This window comes from Burkholderia sp. D-99 (assembly GCF_011605345.1).
Lineage (GTDB): Bacteria > Pseudomonadota > Gammaproteobacteria > Burkholderiales > Burkholderiaceae > Burkholderia.
Genome location: NZ_JAAOXM010000005.1, coordinates 89,791 through 106,608, shown reverse-complemented (window position 1 = coordinate 106,608; position 16,818 = coordinate 89,791). Strand labels below are relative to the sequence as shown.

Genomic DNA, 16,818 nt, shown 5'->3' with positions numbered 1-16,818 from the left:
CTCCGCGTCAGGGTTGAAGTCTGCGGCTGGTCCAGCCGTTGGCCGTCGCGTCGTAGCGCAGCCGGTTGTGAAGCTGATCGGGCGATGCCTGCCAGAACTCGATGATCGTCGGGCGCAGCGCGTAGCCCAGCCAGCCGACCGGCCGCGGAAACGGCATGCCGGCATCGATGAGGCGCTGCGCCTTGGCGCGCAGTGCCTGCTCGTCGTCGAGCGTCTCGCTCTGCAGCGACACGCTCGACATCGGGTACGTGACGGGCGAGCGCTTCGCCCACAGCGCGTCGGATGCCTCGATCGAGATGGAACCGATCGGCCCGGACACGACGATCTGCTGCTTCGTCTCGCGCCAGTACAGCACGCCGCTTGCCCAGCCGAACGCGGCGATCTCCCGCCCCTTCTGGCTGCCCGCGTGCGTGGTGAACAGGAGTCCGTCAGGACCGACGTCCAGCACCTGGACCATGCGCGTCGACGCGTGGCCTTCCGCGCCCGTCGTGGCGAGCGCCATCGCGCCCGGCTCCAGCACGCCGCTCGCCCTGGCCGAGTCGAGCCACGCACGCAGGACCGGGATGGGCTCGTGCGGCGGATCCTGGAAAATGGCACCGTCCGGCTGGGACGCGGGGGTATCGAGTCGTTGATTCATGAAAGAGTCGTCCTCATGCTGATCGCTTCGGTCAAGACTCCGAACAGACGCGGCAGCGTCTGCCGGAAATAAAAGTGGCCGCCGGGCAGGCTGTGATGCGCGAACGGCGCAGTCGTATGCGCACGCCATGCCGGCATCTCGAACTGCTCCGCGTCGCCCGCCAGCGCGGTGATCGGACAGTCGAGCGGCGCGTGCTCGGCTGGCCGATAGGTGACGAAGATCTCCAGGTCCGCGCGCAGTACCGACAGGCTCTGCCGCAGCAGCGCCGGGTTCTGCCGGATCATGTCCGGCAGCGGCCCCCAGCGCCCCTCGATCCAGGCCTGCAACGCGTCGTCGTCGAGCGTATGCACGTCCTGCACCGTGTCGATCCGCGGCGGTGCCGGCGCGGACGACACGAACAGGTGCATCGGCGCGGGCATGCCGGCCGCGTGCAGCGCGCGGGCCACCTCGAACGCCATCAGCGCGCCGAGGCTGTGGCCGAAGAACGCGAACGGCGGTTCGAACGACACGTGCTCGACGATCTGCCGCACGGCCTCGTCCATTCGGCGCAACGGGGCTTCGAGCGCGCGTGCGCCATGCCCGGGCAACTGCAGCGCGATGCAGCGCAGCGACGCCGGCGTCCATCGCGCATACTCGCCAGGCGCGCTGCCCGCGTGCCCGAAACAGTAGAGCCGCGCGCCGTCGGCGGGCCCGCCCGCCGGCGAGACGAGCCAGCGCCCGGCGCGGCGTCCGGCGACATCCTTTGCGTCCGTCATTTGCGTACCTCGGCGTCGGCCAGCCGGACCAGCTCCGCGAGCTGGCGCGGCGTCTCGGCGTCGTAGAGCGCGAGCGGATCGAGCGTGACCTGGAACAGTGCGGCGATGCGCTCGAACAGGGTCGCCGCGATCAACGAATCGCCGCCCAGATCGAAGAAGCTGTCGTCCGCGCCGACCGCTTCCATGCCGAGAATCTCCGCGTACAGCCGCGCCAGGTCCGCTTCGAAATCCCGCGCCGGTGCGTGGGCGTCGGCCGTGCTCGCGGCGACGGCCGGCGCGGGGATGGGCGCGGGGATAGGCGCAGGCGTCGCGGCCCGCGCTTCGTCCGCGTCGACCAGGTAGCGCGCCCGCTGGAACGGATAGGGCGGCAGCAGCACCCGCCGCCGCGCCGCGCCGTGCACGCCGCGCCAATCGACCGGCAGCCCCGCACACCACACGCGCCCCAACCGCACCAGCAGCTGCGGCGGTGCCGCCGCCACCGCCGCGTCGGCACGCGCGCCGTCGTCGGCGGGCGCACCCACGACGTCGATGGACACCACGCCCTGAGTGCCGTCCTCCGACGCGCGCACATCGGGCAGGCCATACGCGCACCACGACCAATGATGCGCATCCACCCGTTCGCCGGGTTCGAAGACCCGGTCGTGCCCGGCGAACGACAGGCGGGTGCGCGTCGGCGCGGGATGGATGTCGCCGAGCCTCGCGTCGAACGCCGCCGGCCCTGCGCCGCTCGCCTCGATCAGCGCGACCGCCTGCGCGACGGACAGCACGCCCGCGCACACCGCCGCGGCCCACGCGCCCGCACGCTCGCCGACGATCGTGTCGGGCTTGACGCCCCACGCCTCCAGCATCCCGGCCACCGCGTGCTGGACCGCGAAGCAGCGCAGTTCCGGCGAAGTCTCGCGACCCGACGGCAGGCAGGCGTCGACCGCCTCGCGCAGCGACGGCTCATACGCGAACAGACGCGCCGTCTCGGCCTCGTCGAGCGAGCCGGGAAACCGCAGCACCACGTGCGGCGACACAGCGGGCACGGCCTCGCCACCGCCCGCCCCGGCACACACCGCGGTGAGCGCGGCAAGCGCGTCCTCGCGATCGCGCGCGACCACGAAGGTGCGCAGTGCGAGTGCCCGGCGGCCGGTCTGCAGCGTCCACGCGACATCCGCGAGCGAGGCGGACGGATGCGCGTGCAGGTAATCGATCAGCCGGTCGGTCGCCTGTTCGAGCGCGCGCGGCTGCTCCGCCGATACCACCAGCAATTGCCACGGATGCCCGGGCGGCGACGCCGGCTGCGGCGGCGCTTCTTCGAGCACCACGTGCGCGTTGGTGCCGCCGATGCCGAACGAACTGACGCCCGCGCGGCGCGGCTGCGAGGTGCGCGGCCAGTCCTCTGCCCGCGTCGCGACGCGAAATGGCGTGGCGGCGAAATCGATGTGCGGATTCGGCTGCTCGAAATGCAAGCTGGGCGGGATCCGGCCGTGCGAGAGCGCGAGCGCGGTCTTGATCAGGCCCGCCATGCCCGCCGCGACATCCGCGTGTCCGATGTTGCTTTTCACGGACCCGATCGAGCAATAGCCGCTCGCGTCGGTGTGCTCGCGAAACGCGCGGGTCAGCGCCGACAGTTCGATCGGGTCGCCGAGCGCGGTGGCCGTGCCGTGCGCCTCGACATAGCCGAGCGACGCGGCGCTGACGCCGGCCGTGCGCAGCGCGTCCCGGATCACGCGCGCTTGCCCGTCCACGCTGGGCGCGGTGAAGCCGATCCGCCCCGCGCCGTCGTTGTCGACCGCACTGCCGCGCACAACCGCGTAAATCACATCGCCGTCGGTCAGCGCGTCGTCGAGCCGCTTGAGCAGCACGACGCCCACGCCGTCGGTGCCGACCGTGCCGTCGGCGGACGCGTCGAAACTCCGGCACACGCCCTGCTTCGAAATCACGCCGCCCGGCGTGTACGGGGTGAGCTTCGACGGCACGTGCACCGACGCTGCGCCGGCGAGCGCCATGTCGCAGTCGTCGGCCAGGAGCCCCTGGATCGCGACGTGCAGCGCGACGAGCGACGACGCGCAGGCGGCCTGGACGGCGATCGACGGACCGCGCAGATTCAGCTTGTAGGCGACCCGCGCGGCCATGTACTCGGGTGCGTTGCCGAGCAGGATTTCCCAGTCGCCCACGGGTGGCAGGCGATGCAGCTGGGACCGCACGACCTGCGCATAACCCGTGTCCGCGCCGCTTGCGTAGACGCCGATCCGCCCGGCGTAGCGGTCAGGATCGTAGCCGCCGCCTTCCAGCGCCTCCACAGCGCATTCGAGAAACACGCGGTGCTGCGGGCTCAAGAGACGCGCTTCACGCTGCGACACGCGGAAATACTCGGCGTCGAACCACTCGGGCCGATCGAGCAGGCCGTGCGCGAGCACGTCGTCGCCGTCGCCCGGATAACGGGTGATCGTGTCCCGGCCCTGGATCAGGTTGTCCCAGAACGCCGCCACGCCGTCCGCGCCGGGAAAGCGGCACGACATCCCGATGATCGCGACGTGTTCGCGGGTGCGCTCAGCCGGCGTGGTCATGGGCGGGCTCCTGGGGAATCTGGTCGACGTGACGCGCGAGCGCGCGCACGGTCGGGTGCGAGAACATGTCCAGCAAGGCCACCGACTTGCCCAGACGGCGCGCGATATGCTCGCCCACCACCGACAGCAGGATCGAATGGCCGCCGAGGTCGAAGAAATTGTCCTGCGCGCGCACCTCGGGCACTTCGAGCACCTCGCGCCAGATCTCGGCGATCACGGTCTCGGTGCTCGGTGACGCCGGGTTGCCCGTTTCCGGGACGGGTGACGGCATGGCTGTGCCCATGCGGGATGAGTCTTGCCCCATACAGTTCTCCGGTTGATCCTGCTGCGCGACGCCGGCGGCCCGCTCACGCCGGCGGGATGTTGTAGTTGAGCCTGAATACGTTGCGCGGATCGCGCTCGCGCTTGAGCGCGCGCAACCGCGCGAAATCCGCCGCGTCGAACGCGCTGCCGACCAGTTCGACGCTGCTCTCGTGGCCATAGATGAAATTGAGCGAGCGGCCGAGCGCGCGCGGCCGCAGCGCGTCGTAAAACGGCTGGTGGCGCGCGGCCGCAGCCGGCGCGTCGGCCGCGCCGACGGGCGACAGCACCCGCGCGACATAGCGCGCGCCGCGATGCCCGACCGCGTTCGCGACCTGCGGTGCGCGTCCCGCCGCGCCGCCGAGATGGCGGATGTCCACCACGCACATCGGCCAACCGGGCGGCGCGGCGACCTCGGCCGCCGCCCGCAGGATCGCGTGATCGAGGTCGTCGATCAGCAGGTTGTTGCCGTAGTACGCATGCGGCATCGGTGGATCGTCGTAGATGCCGCCCGCTTCAAGAAACGAACGCTCGCGCACCGTGTCGATCAGGCGTGTGCCCAGCGCCCTGAACGGCGCCACCAGCTGCTCGCCGACGGCCGGCGGCGCGCCGCACGCGAAGCGGACATGCGCGACGAAGCGGCCGCGCAGGGGCGCGGCGAAGGCCGCCAGGTCCGGATAGGCGCACAACCCGACGGACGCGGTCATCTCCTCTGGCGCCGTGCGGGTCCAGTCGGCGAAGCACGCGAGCACGTCGTCGATGTACGCGGTATCGAAAACCATCCCGCCGCCGAACAGCGTCGCGCGCGGCACGAGCGCGACCTCCATGCGCGTGACGACGCCGAAATTGGCGCCCGCGCCGCACACCGCCCAGAACAGCTCGGGGTCGTCCGTCGCGCTGATCCGCCGCAGCTCGCCGTCCGCGGTCACGAGCTCGACCCATCTGACGTGATCGGCCGTATATCCGTACTGGCGCGCCAGGATGCCCATCCCGCCGCCCAGCGTGTAGCCGATCGCCCCCACGTCGGGCGCCGAGCCGCTGAGCGGCGCGAGTCCGTGCGGCACCGCCGCGGCGATCACCTGTTCCCAGCGCGCACCCGCGTCGATCTGCGCGGTCCGCGCGAGCGGATCGATGACCACACCGCTCATGCGCGCCGTGTTGATCAGCACGCCGCGTTCCGTAGTTCGCGGCCGGCCGTGTCCGGTCGCCTGCACCCCGACCGGCAGGTCGTCGCGCAGCGCCTGAAGGACGCCATCGCGCACTTGCGCCGCGTGCGTCGCGCAGGCGATCAGCGCCGGCCGGTAATGGAAGCCCGTCTGGAACCCGGCCATCGCTTCGACGAACGCCTTGCTGCCCGGCACGAGAAACGTGCTTGGGTTCCGCTCGTCCTGAAGCGCGCTTGCCGATTGCAGTGGTTCACTCATGTCGTCGCTCCGAGGTGCGCGGCGCGCGCGGCGTCAGCCGCGGATCACCGTCTTCGCCCGCATCAGGAAATCCGCCAGGTAGCCGTCGTGCGGCATGCCGGTGCCGGTCCAGTAGGTCGGGTGATCGCCGATATGGACATTGCTGATCGTGGGTTCCTCGACCAGCGCGTCGATCAGGCTCGCATCGTCTGTCAGCACGGTCAGCACCAGCGTGTCGCGCAGCGGCGCGAGGCCGTCTTCACGTGACCACGGTGCGATCCACACGCACGGGAACGGCAACTCCGTACCCATCGCCTCCGCGTTCGGATCGTCGAGCTGATGCACGGCCGGTCGCAGCACGGCGCTGCCGTCGCCGAGGTCGTGGAGCAGGTCCTTGCCGCCCAGCCACGCGTGCGCGCCGGCGGCTTTCGCCTCGACGTGCTTCGCGAGCGTACGCGCGGCGCCCAGCGGCTGTACCGGCAACGCCGCGTGCTCGTGCTCGGGCGGCAGGTTTGGCAGCGTCGACAGCCGTTCGGCGAGCGCGCGCGCGAGCGGCGTCGGGTCGCCCTCGACCAGCACGGCCGTCGCGTTCACGCAGCCGGTGCCGCCGTGGTGGCTGATCGAATCGACGATCAGGTCCAGGTGCGCGTGCCAGTCGACGTTCGCCGTGACGAGGATCTTCGAGCGCCCGGGCCGCAGCGACAGGACCTTCGGATCGTTGGCGTACTGACGGATGATCTCGTCGCTGCCGTAGGCCAGGTCCGCGCCGCGCAGCATCGCCTGCGCGGCGTCGTGCTCCGACGGCAGCAGCATCACCTGGTCGTTGCCGAAACCTGCCTCGCGCAGTGCGGCGACCAGCCGGAACGGCGTGAACGGTTCGCGCCGCGACGGCCGAATCGCCACGCGATAGCCGAACGCCAGCGCTTCCGGCCAGATCGTGTGCGTGCCCGGATGATTACCGGCGGCGTGCACCGACAGCACGTTGCCGCGCCGCGCCCAGACGCCGCGCCCCGTGCGCGTGAGCGGATGGCGCCAGTCGATCACGGCGCCCGCCGGGCGCGCATGCTCGATGCTCGCGAAGATCTGCGCGGTACGCTGCGCGAGCACCTGCGTTGCAGCCCGCACCACCGGCGCGGGAATGCCGCCCACCCGGCTCACGAGCCGCTCGTGCTCCGCGATCGACAAACCGCCCGGCGTTCCCGTCGCGAACAGCGCGCCGGCCTGCGCGATCGCACGCACCCGCGCGTCGACCGGCATCGGCGCGGCCTTGCGCAGGCTCGTCATCGCCCAGCCGACCATCACCGGCGGCACGATGCCCAGGTCGGCCACCACGTCGCCGGACACATCCTCGATCGCGAGGTGCTGCTGCGCGCCATACAGTCCGTCCGGCCCCATCGGCGACAGCATCGGCCGAACGGCGGTCAAGGTTTGGGTTGCGGTTTCCAGCATCAGTAAACCCCTTCGATCACGGCTTCGCTCTCGAAGCGCGCGACGGGCGCGATGTTTGCGACTGCGTCGCCGATCCGGCCGTGGCGCGGCGCGATACGGGTCGCGAGATCGCGCTCGAGATTGTTCGGCAGAAACATCGCCCGGCTGACATGGGTCGTCACCACACGTCCGCGTTCGCCATACGGCACCGGCTCGCGCGTGTCCGGATCGACGACCGCGAACGTCACGTAAGGCGCGCTGGTGTCGAACACGCAGGTATCCGAATCATCGTGATTCGCGCGCTCGCCGGCGACCCCGAGAATCATCGTGTTGCCGTAGTGCCCGTAGAGCTTGAGCGACGGGAAGATGCTGTGCTGATACAGCGCCCGCGTCTCCGGGTCGAGCTGCGTGCCGCCCCAGCGAATCGCCCGCACCTTGCGATTGACCAGCTCGATCAGCTCCTCCCGGCGCACGACCCGCTCCAGCAGCGGCGGCGTGATCGTCAGCACGCCGATGTCCTGCGTCTTGAGGATATCGGCCGCCTGATCGACGACGTGCTCCGCGTAGGCATCCGCCTCCGCGCCCTTGCCGGCCGCGATCAGCTTCTTGACCCAACGCGGATCGACGTCCAGCGTCAGCCCGCGCACGCCGTAGGTCGTCGCCGATTCCTGAAACAGCCGTCCGACGAAATGCGGCCCCGACGGCGTGAAGCCCAGCCAGTTGGTGCCGCGCGGAAACGCGTGCTCGGCCAGATTCGCGTTACTCCACGCGACCATGTAATCGAGCCACTCGCGCATGCACACCACGCGCTTCGGCTTGCCGGTCGTGCCGCCGCTCTCGAAGATGCCCGCCAGGTCCGGTCGGTCGCCATAGCCGCGCGGAATCAGGTCCTCGACGGGCGTCGTGCGCCATTCGCTCGCGACGTCGGGAAAGCGGCGCAGGTCCGCGAAGCCACGCACGTCGTGCAACGGATCGAAATCGAGGCTGCGCGCGCGCTTGAGCCAGAACGGCGTCCCGGTCCGTTCGCTGAAATGCCACTGCATCGCGGCGCGCACCAGCTCGTCGGGATCGGGCGAAAACGCCGTCGACAGCGCGAGTACGTCGTGTGCCATCAGCGTGTCTCCTTCGTGGCCGCTTCGGCCAGCCAGTGAAGCGTCCGGTTCTGTTCGACCAGCGCCTCGACGTCGAACGTCACGCGCGTGCTCGGCGGGTAGCCGATCAGCTCCAGCGCGCGATTCGGCGGCAGCGGCTGACGGATTGCGTCGGGCGAATCCCACAGCACCACCGCACCCCACAGGTTGTTCGCGGGATCCGAGATCCAGGCCTTCGAGCGCATGCCCTGGATCGCCTCCCACGGCGCAACACCTTCCTCCTTCAGGTATTCGCGCAGCGATTCGATGGTCTGACTCGATTGATCCAGGTTCCACCAGCTGATCGTCGCTTTCATTTGACAAGTATCCTTTTCAGGTTCGCGCTCAAGATGTCCACACCGCGCTGGGTCAGCAGCGACTCCGCATGGAACTGGATCGACGAGAAGTACCGGCCGCGCAGCCCATGCACCTCGCCCGACTCGACATCCCGGCAAACCGAGATCGGCGTGCCGTCCGCCAGCGCGAACACGTCGTGGTCGCACTTTGCCGAATAGGTGTTGTAGAAGCCGACCCGTTCGCGGTCGCCGAAATAGTCGATCTCGCGCTGCACACCCTGATTGGGGATCGCGCGCTGCGCGATCTCGAGTCCCAGCTCCAGGCACAGGATCTGGTGGCTCAGGCAGACCGCGAAAAACGGGATCTGCTTGCGCAGCAGATGACCGATCGTGCTGCGCATGTTCGCGATGCGCCGGTCCTGCGTGCTTCGCGGGTCGCCCGGCCCCGGCCCCATCACGACCAGGTCCCAGTCGCGCTCGAACGCGTCGCGCTCCTCGCAACCGCGGGTCGTCACGTCGAGACCGACGGCCGACAGCTGCTGGGACAGCATCGCGGTGAACGCATCCTCCGCATCGATCATCAACACCTGGCGGCCGCACAATTCCGGATCCGGGCGAATCCGCTCTTCGGCGCCGGCCAGCCAGAACCCGGAGATCCCTTCATTGCGCTGGTTCAGCGCCGCGCAGACGCGCGACTCCTCACCGAGCCGCTGCCGGCCGCCCTGGCCGAGCGCGGCCAGGAGTGCCATCGCCTTGGCGCGGGTCTCCGACGCCTCCGAGCGCGGATCGGAATGTCGGACGATCGTCGACCCGACGCCGATGCGTGCACGGCCGTGCGCGTCGATGTCGGCGGTGCGGATCTGGATCGCCGAGTCGATCGAGAAGCGCGCGTCGGCGTCCCGGCCGATCAGTGCCACGACGCCACCGTAGTAGCCCCGACCCGCGGGCTCGTGCTTCGCGATCACGCGGCAGGCGTTCTCGATCGGACTGCCGGTGACGGTCGGGGCGAACAGCGTGTGCAGCAGGATCTCGCGCGGATCGCTCGACGTATGCCCTTCGATGAAATACTCCGTGTGCGCGAGCCGCGACATTTCCTTCAGATACGGACCGATGACCCTGCCGCCCTGCGGGCAGAAGTGCGCCATCATCTTCAGTTCCTCGTCCACGACCATGTACAGCTCGTCCTTCTCCTTCGGGTCGGACAGGAACGCCATCACGCCGTCGAGCGTCGGGCCCGACGCCGGGTAACGGTAGGTGCCGCTGATCGGATTCATCGTGACGACGCCGCCGCGCAGGCTGATGTGCCGCTCGGGGCTCGCGCCGATGAAGGTGCGGTCGCCCGTGTGCACGATGAAGGTCCAATGCGCGCCGACCTCCTGCTCCACCAGCCGGCGAAACGCGGCCAGCGCCACCCGCGTCGAGTAGCCGCTCAGCTCGGTGACGAACGTGCGCCGGATCACGAAGTTCGAGCCCTCGCCGCGCCCGATCTCGTCGGCGATGACCTCGCGCACGATCGCCGCGTACGCGTCGTCGTCGATGTCGAATTCGCCGTGCCCGGGGACGACCGCCGCGTCCGGCAGGCGCTTGAGCGCCTCGACGACATCGACGTGCTCGCGCCGCCGGACCGTCATGGCTCGCAGGCGTTCGCCGTCGTCGCGGCACGCGAAGCGGCGCTCGCGCAGTTGGCAGTACGGTACGAGCAACAGCACCTCGTCCCCGGCGTCCCCGCCATCCGGCAGCGGGACCGACGCAAGGGTCTCGTACTGTTTCAGGTCGCCCGCCAGCACGTCGAGCGTCCCGCTGCAGTCGGGATCCGAACGCAGCAGCAACGCGAACGCGCCGTGGTTCGCATGGCCGGACACGATGTCGTCTAGCAGCGATGAGTTCACGCGATGACCTCCCCGGTGGTGAGCACGACCGCGCAGCAACTGGCCGCGTAACGAAGCGCCATCAGATGGCGGTCGAGCGAGAAATCCGCGATCGCGTCGGCAACCAGGAAGGTCTCGATGTCATTCGAATAGGATTCGATCACCGTCGTCAGCACGCCAATGTGCGCATAGACACCGCAGACGATCAGCTGGTCACGCCCCGCGTCGCGCATGCGCTGCAAGAGATTCGACTTGAAGAACGCGCTGTAGCGCCACTTGGTCAAAACCCAGTCGTCCGGCTCGGGCGTCAGGCCGTCCACGATGTTGCGATCCTCGGGCGCCACCTGCATGCCGGGGCCCCAGAAGTCGTTCAACAGGCCCCGCTGCTCCTGGGTCATCCCGCCTGGCTGCGCGGTATAGGCGATCGGCACGCCGGCCGCACGACAGTGGCGGAGAATGGCCGCCGCGTTGTCGACCAGCGCGGCGCCGGCGCCCGCCGACGGAATCCGGTGGACAAAGAAGCGCTGCAGGTCGTGCAGCAGCAGCACGGCGCGGCGCGGATCGATCCGCCATTGCGCGATATTGACCGGCAACTGCGACGCAACCGGCATCGCATACGATTCGATCACGGGAATCCCGGGCCGGCTTGCCTGCCCCGCGAGCGGCGCATCCGCCTTCGCGGCCGCGGCCTTGGGCCGCGCGGCGGCCAGCGCCTCCAGGTACTGCGCCAGCGCGTCGAGCCGGGCGCCGTCGGGCGCCGCGCGATCCGATGCGTCGCCCGCGTCGCGGCGTCCGTGCGTATCGACGCGCGCGCCGACGGGCCGCGCGCCCAACATCTGCTCGATACGCGCCTCGACCGCCTCGACCAGGCCCTCGGGCACGCGCCGGACGAACGCGTCGGAAGACGGTGCGATCACGATCACCGGCGCCGGGTCGTGCGCGGCGCGCGCGGAGGGATCGAGCAGCTTCGACAGCGCGTCCAGCCCGTTTTGTGCGCGCGCCTCCCATGTCGCCAGCGTGTCGCGGCCGCGCACCCCGGCCCGCGTGCCGTAGATGTTGCAGAATCCCGACTCGCGCAGCATCTGTTCCTCGACCAGCGCGATGTCGAAACCGTTCGCTTCCAGCGTCGCACAGATACGCTCCCGTGCCGGGGCCGCCTGCCCGTGCACCTCGACGACGATTTGCCGGACCTTCGCCCAGTCGTGCGCATCGATGCCGTCGAAAATCGCCTCCTCGCACTTTTCCGCGTCGATCTTGAGCAGGTCGATGTGGTCGATACCCAGCTCGCGAATCACGCTGGAAAGTGAACGCAGCTTGCAGTCGTAGGTCTGCTGCTCGAACCGGTGTTCGAGCAACGCATCGACATACCCGCTGACATCGCGGCCACGCAACCGATCATCGGCAGCGAGTTCGTTCGACACGATGGCCCTGAGCGCCGCGCGGTCCGCGTCGTCGGCATGGAATCCGGAGAACACCGACGATTGCGGATAGAACGTGAAGGTCGCGTCGCGGTCGGCCTCCGCCACGCCGGCCTCGATCGCGGTCGCGCCGGGCGCGTGACGTTCGAGATTGGCGCGCAGCGCGCGGAAAGTCACCGGAGACGGCTCGAACGCATAGATCCTCGCCCCCTCGCAATGCCGGCTGACGAACAGCGAGAACATGCCGATGTTGGCGCCGATGTCGAACACGACGTCGCCATCGTGCAGTTCGATGCCGTTCTTCAGGTAGGTCTGTTCGACAAAGATCTCGTTGTACAGGTAGCGGCTCTCGTACGCCTTCAGATGCGCGATCTCCATTCCGTTCGGCAATCTGTAGTACTCAAGGTCGCCGGCATCCGAAGTCGGCCGGGGCGCCTCGGCGCGCAGCGGCGCGACGTCGACCAGGTCCTCGACGCGCACCAGCACGAAGCGATGCGCGCGATCGCCCGCATCCTGTCCGTCGTGCTCCGCGCGAAGCGCATCGAACGCCGCGCCGAGCGGCGCGACGACGACCTCCCGGTGCGCGCCGGCGCGCGCGGCGTCGGCCAGGAGCCGGGTTTGCAGGAGGTCATGGTCGAAGTTCGAACAGATGACCCAGTGTTCTTTCTCGGCAATTGAGGCTGTCACGTCTGTCTCCGATTGCTGCGCCACGCGCTTGAATACCGCGGACAGGGTCCGCACGATTCATCGGGCATACGGGGGTACCGGGCGGCGTGGATGCGCCGCCCCGTAATTCGTCGATCCGCTCGGCGTGCTTGCGTGCGCGCCTGCTTCAAGTCGCGATCAATCGTGTGTTCGATCCGATCGCGCTCCGCGTTATGCGGATCGCATGTGGGTGAGCCAACAACGACTTCATCATTGCATGACGACCTCGTCGCGTGCGCAGCGCCGCGCCGACCACACTATGAATTTCGATAGGGGGTGGTCATGCACGGCCGCGTACGCGCACATTTCGACGCGTCGTCACATGCATGACATCCGCTTGATTCATCGCGTCGCTCCATCGCGATGCGTGTCTTGTTTCTCCTGTAGCCATTGATAGGTAGACGCGAATGCGAGACGCCCCCGTATGCACGAATGGCTGGCACAGTGCGGAACTGCCATTCCGGAACCGATGCTCGTACAGCCCGTCAGGTGTGCGTATCTTTAGGTAAATCGTCGAGGAGCGCAGCATGGATATGTGGTCGCCTGAGAGAAAGAGCGCAATTCGTCTTCCCGCCCCCGCCGAGATAGCCGCCGCGCTTCCCGACTTGTCGCGCGCGCGCGCCGTGGTCGAACGTGGGCGCAGGGCCATCGAGGCCATACTCGACGGACGCGACACGCGCCTTGTCGTCGTGGTCGGGCCTTGCTCCATTCACGACCCGCGCGCCGCGCTGGAGTACGCGGCGCATCTCGCGCAGGCACGCACGCGTTTCTGCAACCATCTGGAAATCGTGATGCGCGCCTACTTCGAGAAGCCGCGCACGACCGTCGGCTGGAAAGGCTTGATCAACGATCCGCATCTCGACGGCAGTTGCCGGATAGAGATCGGCCTCACGGTCGCGCGCGCGCTGCTGAACGAAATAAATCTGCTGGGCGTGCCGACGGCGACCGAATTCCTGGACCCGTTTACGCCGGTCTATCTGTCCGATCTGGTTGCGTGGGCAGCCATCGGCGCGCGCACCACCGAGTCGCAGACGCACCGGGAGCTTGCGTCGGGCCTGCCCATGCCGGTCGGCTTCAAGAACGGCACGGACGGGAACGTCCAGATCGCCGTGGATGCAATCATCGCCGCGGCGCGCGCGCATCACTTCATGTCGATCGATGCGCACGGCGCGGTCAGTACCGTCTCGTCGCGCGGCAATCCGTACGGACACGTGGTGCTGCGAGGCGGAAAACAACCCAACTTCGATACCGCGAACATCCGCGAGGTGCACGCGCTGCTGTCGAGCGCCAACGTGAAACCGCGTCTGTTCGTCGATGCGAGCCATGGGAACAGCCGGCGCCAGTACCGCAATCAGATCCCGGTCTGCGAGGACATCGCCATGCAGATCGCGTCCGGCAGTCGGCATATCGCAGGCGTGATGATCGAATCGCACCTTGTCGAAGGTCGTCAGGATCCCGGCAACGGCAAGGCGCTTGAATACGGCAAGAGCATCACGGATGCGTGCCTGTCATGGCCGGACACCGAACGCGTGCTGGAGCAGCTGGCCGGCGCAGTCGGCACGCGCCGGCCGGCGCACGCAATCCGGGACGACAGCCTGCACGCGGGCCGCCAGTCGAGCGGCGAGATCAGCGTGTGACGAACGCGCCACGCTGACGGCCGCGCGGTCGGATACGCGGGCGTCACGCGCACCGGTCGGGCGCCGGTTACCCGTCGCGCCCGCACTGTGGTGCCCGCGCATCGCTCATCCAATCAGGCCCAGACGCCTCGCGTGATCCGTCGCCTGAATCTTCGTCGACACGCCCAGTTTGCGCTTCGCGTTCTGCAAGTGGAACTGCACGGTGGCACCCGTCACGCCCAGGATCGCGGACAGCTCGATCACGGTCTTGCCGGCCGCGCTCCACTTCAGTACCTCGATCTCGCGCGGCGACAGTTGCGTCCTGTTGCGGGTCGCGTCCGAGTTGTCGATCAGATCCTGCATCTTCGAGATGAAGAACTCGGTCAGCAGCAAAAGATAAGGCTGCAGTTCCGCGGCCTCGGCCATCGTGACCGGCTCGCCGTTGCGGGCGAGCGACAGCATCATGAAGATGCCCCCCCTCGCCCACCCGGGTTGTGACAGCCCCGCCTTCAACCCGAACTGCTGCGCTTCGGCCCAGAGGTGAGGCGTCTTGCGAAACATTGCGTCGCCCCATATGACCAGGCTGCGACTGCGCGCGCCGATCCGGATGGTCGGATCGATCGCCGCGTAATTCCTCTGCACGTAGCGATCGAGCCACGCCTGCGGATAATTGGAGACGATTCTCACTTCATCCTGCGACGTGACGATCATCCCTTTCGCGCCGCCGGCTACGTAGTCGAATCCCAGGTGATTCCCGAAACGGATCATCTGATGCAGCAGATTTTTCTCCGTTACGACCTGACCAAAGCCGGCGAACACATCGCGCCACCACATCGTTAGATCGATATTCATTTCTCAGCGCTCCAAACTTTCGATATCGACCCCCGCCCCTTCGGTTGCGGCTAACGAAAGTTTGTTGTGAATGGGTATCGGCGCGCGAACCGTTCGTCATCGTGGACGAAGCTGGCATCGTCGCGGTGAGAAACACGTGAAGCAAGCTGTCGCCGAGCGGCCGTTTCAGGAAAACGGCACCGTCGCCGCGCGGCGCACGTCACGGCATCAGGTCGTCTCCACCCGGCAGCACGCGGCGTGCGCCTGAACGGGACACTCTCGGTCGGGTGGCTTCGCGCTCGGGTCGCGCATCTCATGCGGATCGGCAGGACTCGGTTTCATCATCGCCAGATGTCAGATCAAGGTTGAGGAAAGACTCGATGGAGCAACCCGCCCGCAAGAGCCAGCCAGTGGCTGATCCTCACTCGCGACGGTCAGCGCACACGAACAATCGGCAACGCGTGCGGAGCATGCGGAAACGCGTCCTGATGTGGGATCGGGCCGGTCGAATGGTGCTGCGCTTTATGTGATGCGCATGAATCGCGCGCATCCTCGCACCGATTCGATGAATGGAGATTCGATAAATGGGGGCGTGATTCGGAATCGATTATTTCCTGTCCTGATTCCCAGAATCCGGGCATCCGTTGCGAATCCGCCAAAGCCCGAATTCTTTCATATATATAACAAGATGCCTGCCACCTCCGCGTGAAGCCCAGCGAATCAACCTCATCAAACCAGACTATCCCTCGTTACCAACACCAGAATTGATTAAATAGAATCAATCACATCCATCGTGCAGCACACCGACCACCCCGTTGACGAGGTAATTCAGTCGCTCACGCGACGATCAGGCCGGAAATTCGACAGTCCGACGTAAGTTCACTAATTTTTCGGGAAAGAAGCAGTTTTTATATCGGGTCGGAACTTCTGCCCGTTATTTACTTATCTGTTTTTCAAATAAAAGAGCGGCTTGCTTCAGATCAAGCCGGATAATACGTTTCTTTAGGTTGCAAAAAAATGAAATAGAGTAATCAGTCGAATTGTCCGCATCATTCTCGCGGTATTACCCAGATCGAACCAACATCCTCGATTGAACACGCGATTGTCAGATATCGGCGCTTCCATTGCGCACAGGGCCGACGGAGATTCGACTGTTCCGAAAAACGGCATGGCGCGCGCGGGTGGCCCTCGCTAGGACGCGATGCGGCCAGCCGGATTCGGTGACGCCGGCATCGAATCACCGAAGGACCGGCGAGCGGGGTGAGCTGTCCCTGCCGATGACGCAACGACGAAATCGGATAGATGAATCGTGATCGCCGCGTTCGACTTCGTTCGTTCCTTTGAAATCCTCTACATCAGTGCCTTGAAGTCAAGATCGATCAAGCGCGTCAGGACGCGTTTCGCCGACGCGCGTTTCACACGCAAGCATGACCCATACCGATGACACGATGGAACGCGGAAGCCGCGCGGCAGGAATCAGTTCACCGAACGCGCAGATATCATGGTCCGCCAGCGTCCGCTTACGTTCGTTGACACGAACCGGATCGAAATCACGGGAAACGACATCCTCTTTCGCAGGGGCGAGCACATCGCAATCGATCAGCAAGCGCTTCCACGGCCGGTTACGTTCGCCCCACCGAGTCATTTGCTGGATCGTTACCAACATCTCGATCGCTTGCCGGTTGTGACCCACGTCTGAAATCGCGGTAAGCAGCGGCGGAACGTTCGATGCAAACACGCCTGCGATCCTGTGTGTCCGGAGGGTCGGCATCACATTTGTTTATCGCAGTCCGAAGTAACCTACAGCTATCGTTCGCCCCTTCTTGCCGCGCTTTGTGTTGACGATCGCGAACCACGCATCGAATGCGCGTACCGG

Annotated in this window: 13 protein-coding genes; 1 reads left to right on the top strand and 12 read right to left on the bottom strand. The window is 67.2% G+C overall.

Annotated features, from left to right (window positions below):
* Positions 1-7 precede the first annotated feature (7 nt).
* From HAV18_RS20245 to HAV18_RS40200, 10 genes are all read right to left on the bottom strand, one after another.
* Positions 8-637, bottom strand: a complete 630-nt coding sequence (locus HAV18_RS20245; RefSeq protein WP_166959006.1) for a pyridoxal 5'-phosphate synthase — start codon at positions 635-637, stop codon at positions 8-10.
* The gene (locus tag HAV18_RS20240; RefSeq protein ID WP_166959004.1) at positions 634-1,392 is read right to left on the bottom strand and encodes a thioesterase II family protein; all 759 of its coding nucleotides are present in this window, start codon (positions 1,390-1,392) and stop codon (positions 634-636) included. Before HAV18_RS20240 ends, HAV18_RS20245 begins: the two co-directional genes overlap by 4 nt.
* Entirely contained in the window at positions 1,389-3,947 is a 2,559-nt protein-coding gene (locus HAV18_RS20235) for a type I polyketide synthase (protein WP_166959002.1), read from the bottom strand. Before HAV18_RS20235 ends, HAV18_RS20240 begins: the two co-directional genes overlap by 4 nt.
* A complete protein-coding gene (locus HAV18_RS20230; RefSeq protein WP_208102046.1) occupies positions 3,931-4,218 on the bottom strand; it encodes a phosphopantetheine-binding protein in 288 nt (95 codons plus the stop codon). Before HAV18_RS20230 ends, HAV18_RS20235 begins: the two co-directional genes overlap by 17 nt.
* A gap of 76 nt (positions 4,219-4,294) precedes the next feature.
* Positions 4,295-5,671, bottom strand: a complete 1,377-nt coding sequence (locus HAV18_RS20225; RefSeq protein ID WP_166958998.1) for an FAD-binding oxidoreductase — start codon at positions 5,669-5,671, stop codon at positions 4,295-4,297.
* Between the two features lie 33 nt (positions 5,672-5,704).
* Positions 5,705-7,075 carry an aldehyde dehydrogenase family protein gene (locus HAV18_RS20220; protein ID WP_208102045.1) on the bottom strand — a complete coding sequence of 457 codons (1,371 nt, stop codon included), beginning with the start codon at positions 7,073-7,075 and terminating at the stop codon, positions 5,705-5,707.
* A 23-nt stretch (positions 7,076-7,098) separates the two neighbouring features.
* Positions 7,099-8,190 carry an AMP-binding protein gene (locus HAV18_RS20215; RefSeq protein WP_166958996.1) on the bottom strand — a complete coding sequence of 364 codons (1,092 nt, stop codon included), beginning with the start codon at positions 8,188-8,190 and terminating at the stop codon, positions 7,099-7,101.
* Positions 8,190-8,525 (bottom strand): hypothetical protein, encoded by a 336-nt coding sequence (locus HAV18_RS20210; protein ID WP_166958994.1) that lies wholly within the window; start codon positions 8,523-8,525, stop codon positions 8,190-8,192. The genes HAV18_RS20215 and HAV18_RS20210 overlap by 1 nt, the downstream gene beginning before the upstream one ends.
* Complete coding sequence (locus tag HAV18_RS20205) at positions 8,522-10,393, bottom strand: anthranilate synthase family protein (protein WP_347814774.1); 1,872 nt, start codon at positions 10,391-10,393, stop codon at positions 8,522-8,524. The genes HAV18_RS20210 and HAV18_RS20205 overlap by 4 nt, the downstream gene beginning before the upstream one ends.
* Positions 10,390-12,477 (bottom strand): isochorismatase family protein, encoded by a 2,088-nt coding sequence (locus HAV18_RS40200; RefSeq protein WP_166958992.1) that lies wholly within the window; start codon positions 12,475-12,477, stop codon positions 10,390-10,392. Before HAV18_RS40200 ends, HAV18_RS20205 begins: the two co-directional genes overlap by 4 nt.
* A 545-nt stretch (positions 12,478-13,022) precedes the next feature.
* Here HAV18_RS40200 and HAV18_RS20195 point away from each other — a divergent pair.
* On the top strand, positions 13,023-14,132 hold the full coding sequence (locus HAV18_RS20195; protein ID WP_166958990.1) for a 3-deoxy-7-phosphoheptulonate synthase: 1,110 nt from the start codon (positions 13,023-13,025) through the stop codon (positions 14,130-14,132).
* A 105-nt stretch (positions 14,133-14,237) separates the two neighbouring features.
* On the opposite strand, the gene HAV18_RS20190 is transcribed toward HAV18_RS20195, so the two are convergent.
* A complete protein-coding gene (locus HAV18_RS20190; RefSeq protein WP_166958988.1) occupies positions 14,238-14,963 on the bottom strand; it encodes an autoinducer binding domain-containing protein in 726 nt (241 codons plus the stop codon).
* Between the two features lie 1,348 nt (positions 14,964-16,311).
* Positions 16,312-16,680, bottom strand: coding sequence for a hypothetical protein (locus HAV18_RS20185; RefSeq protein WP_166958986.1), 369 nt, complete (start codon positions 16,678-16,680; stop codon positions 16,312-16,314).
* Between the last annotated feature and the right edge of the window lie 138 nt (positions 16,681-16,818).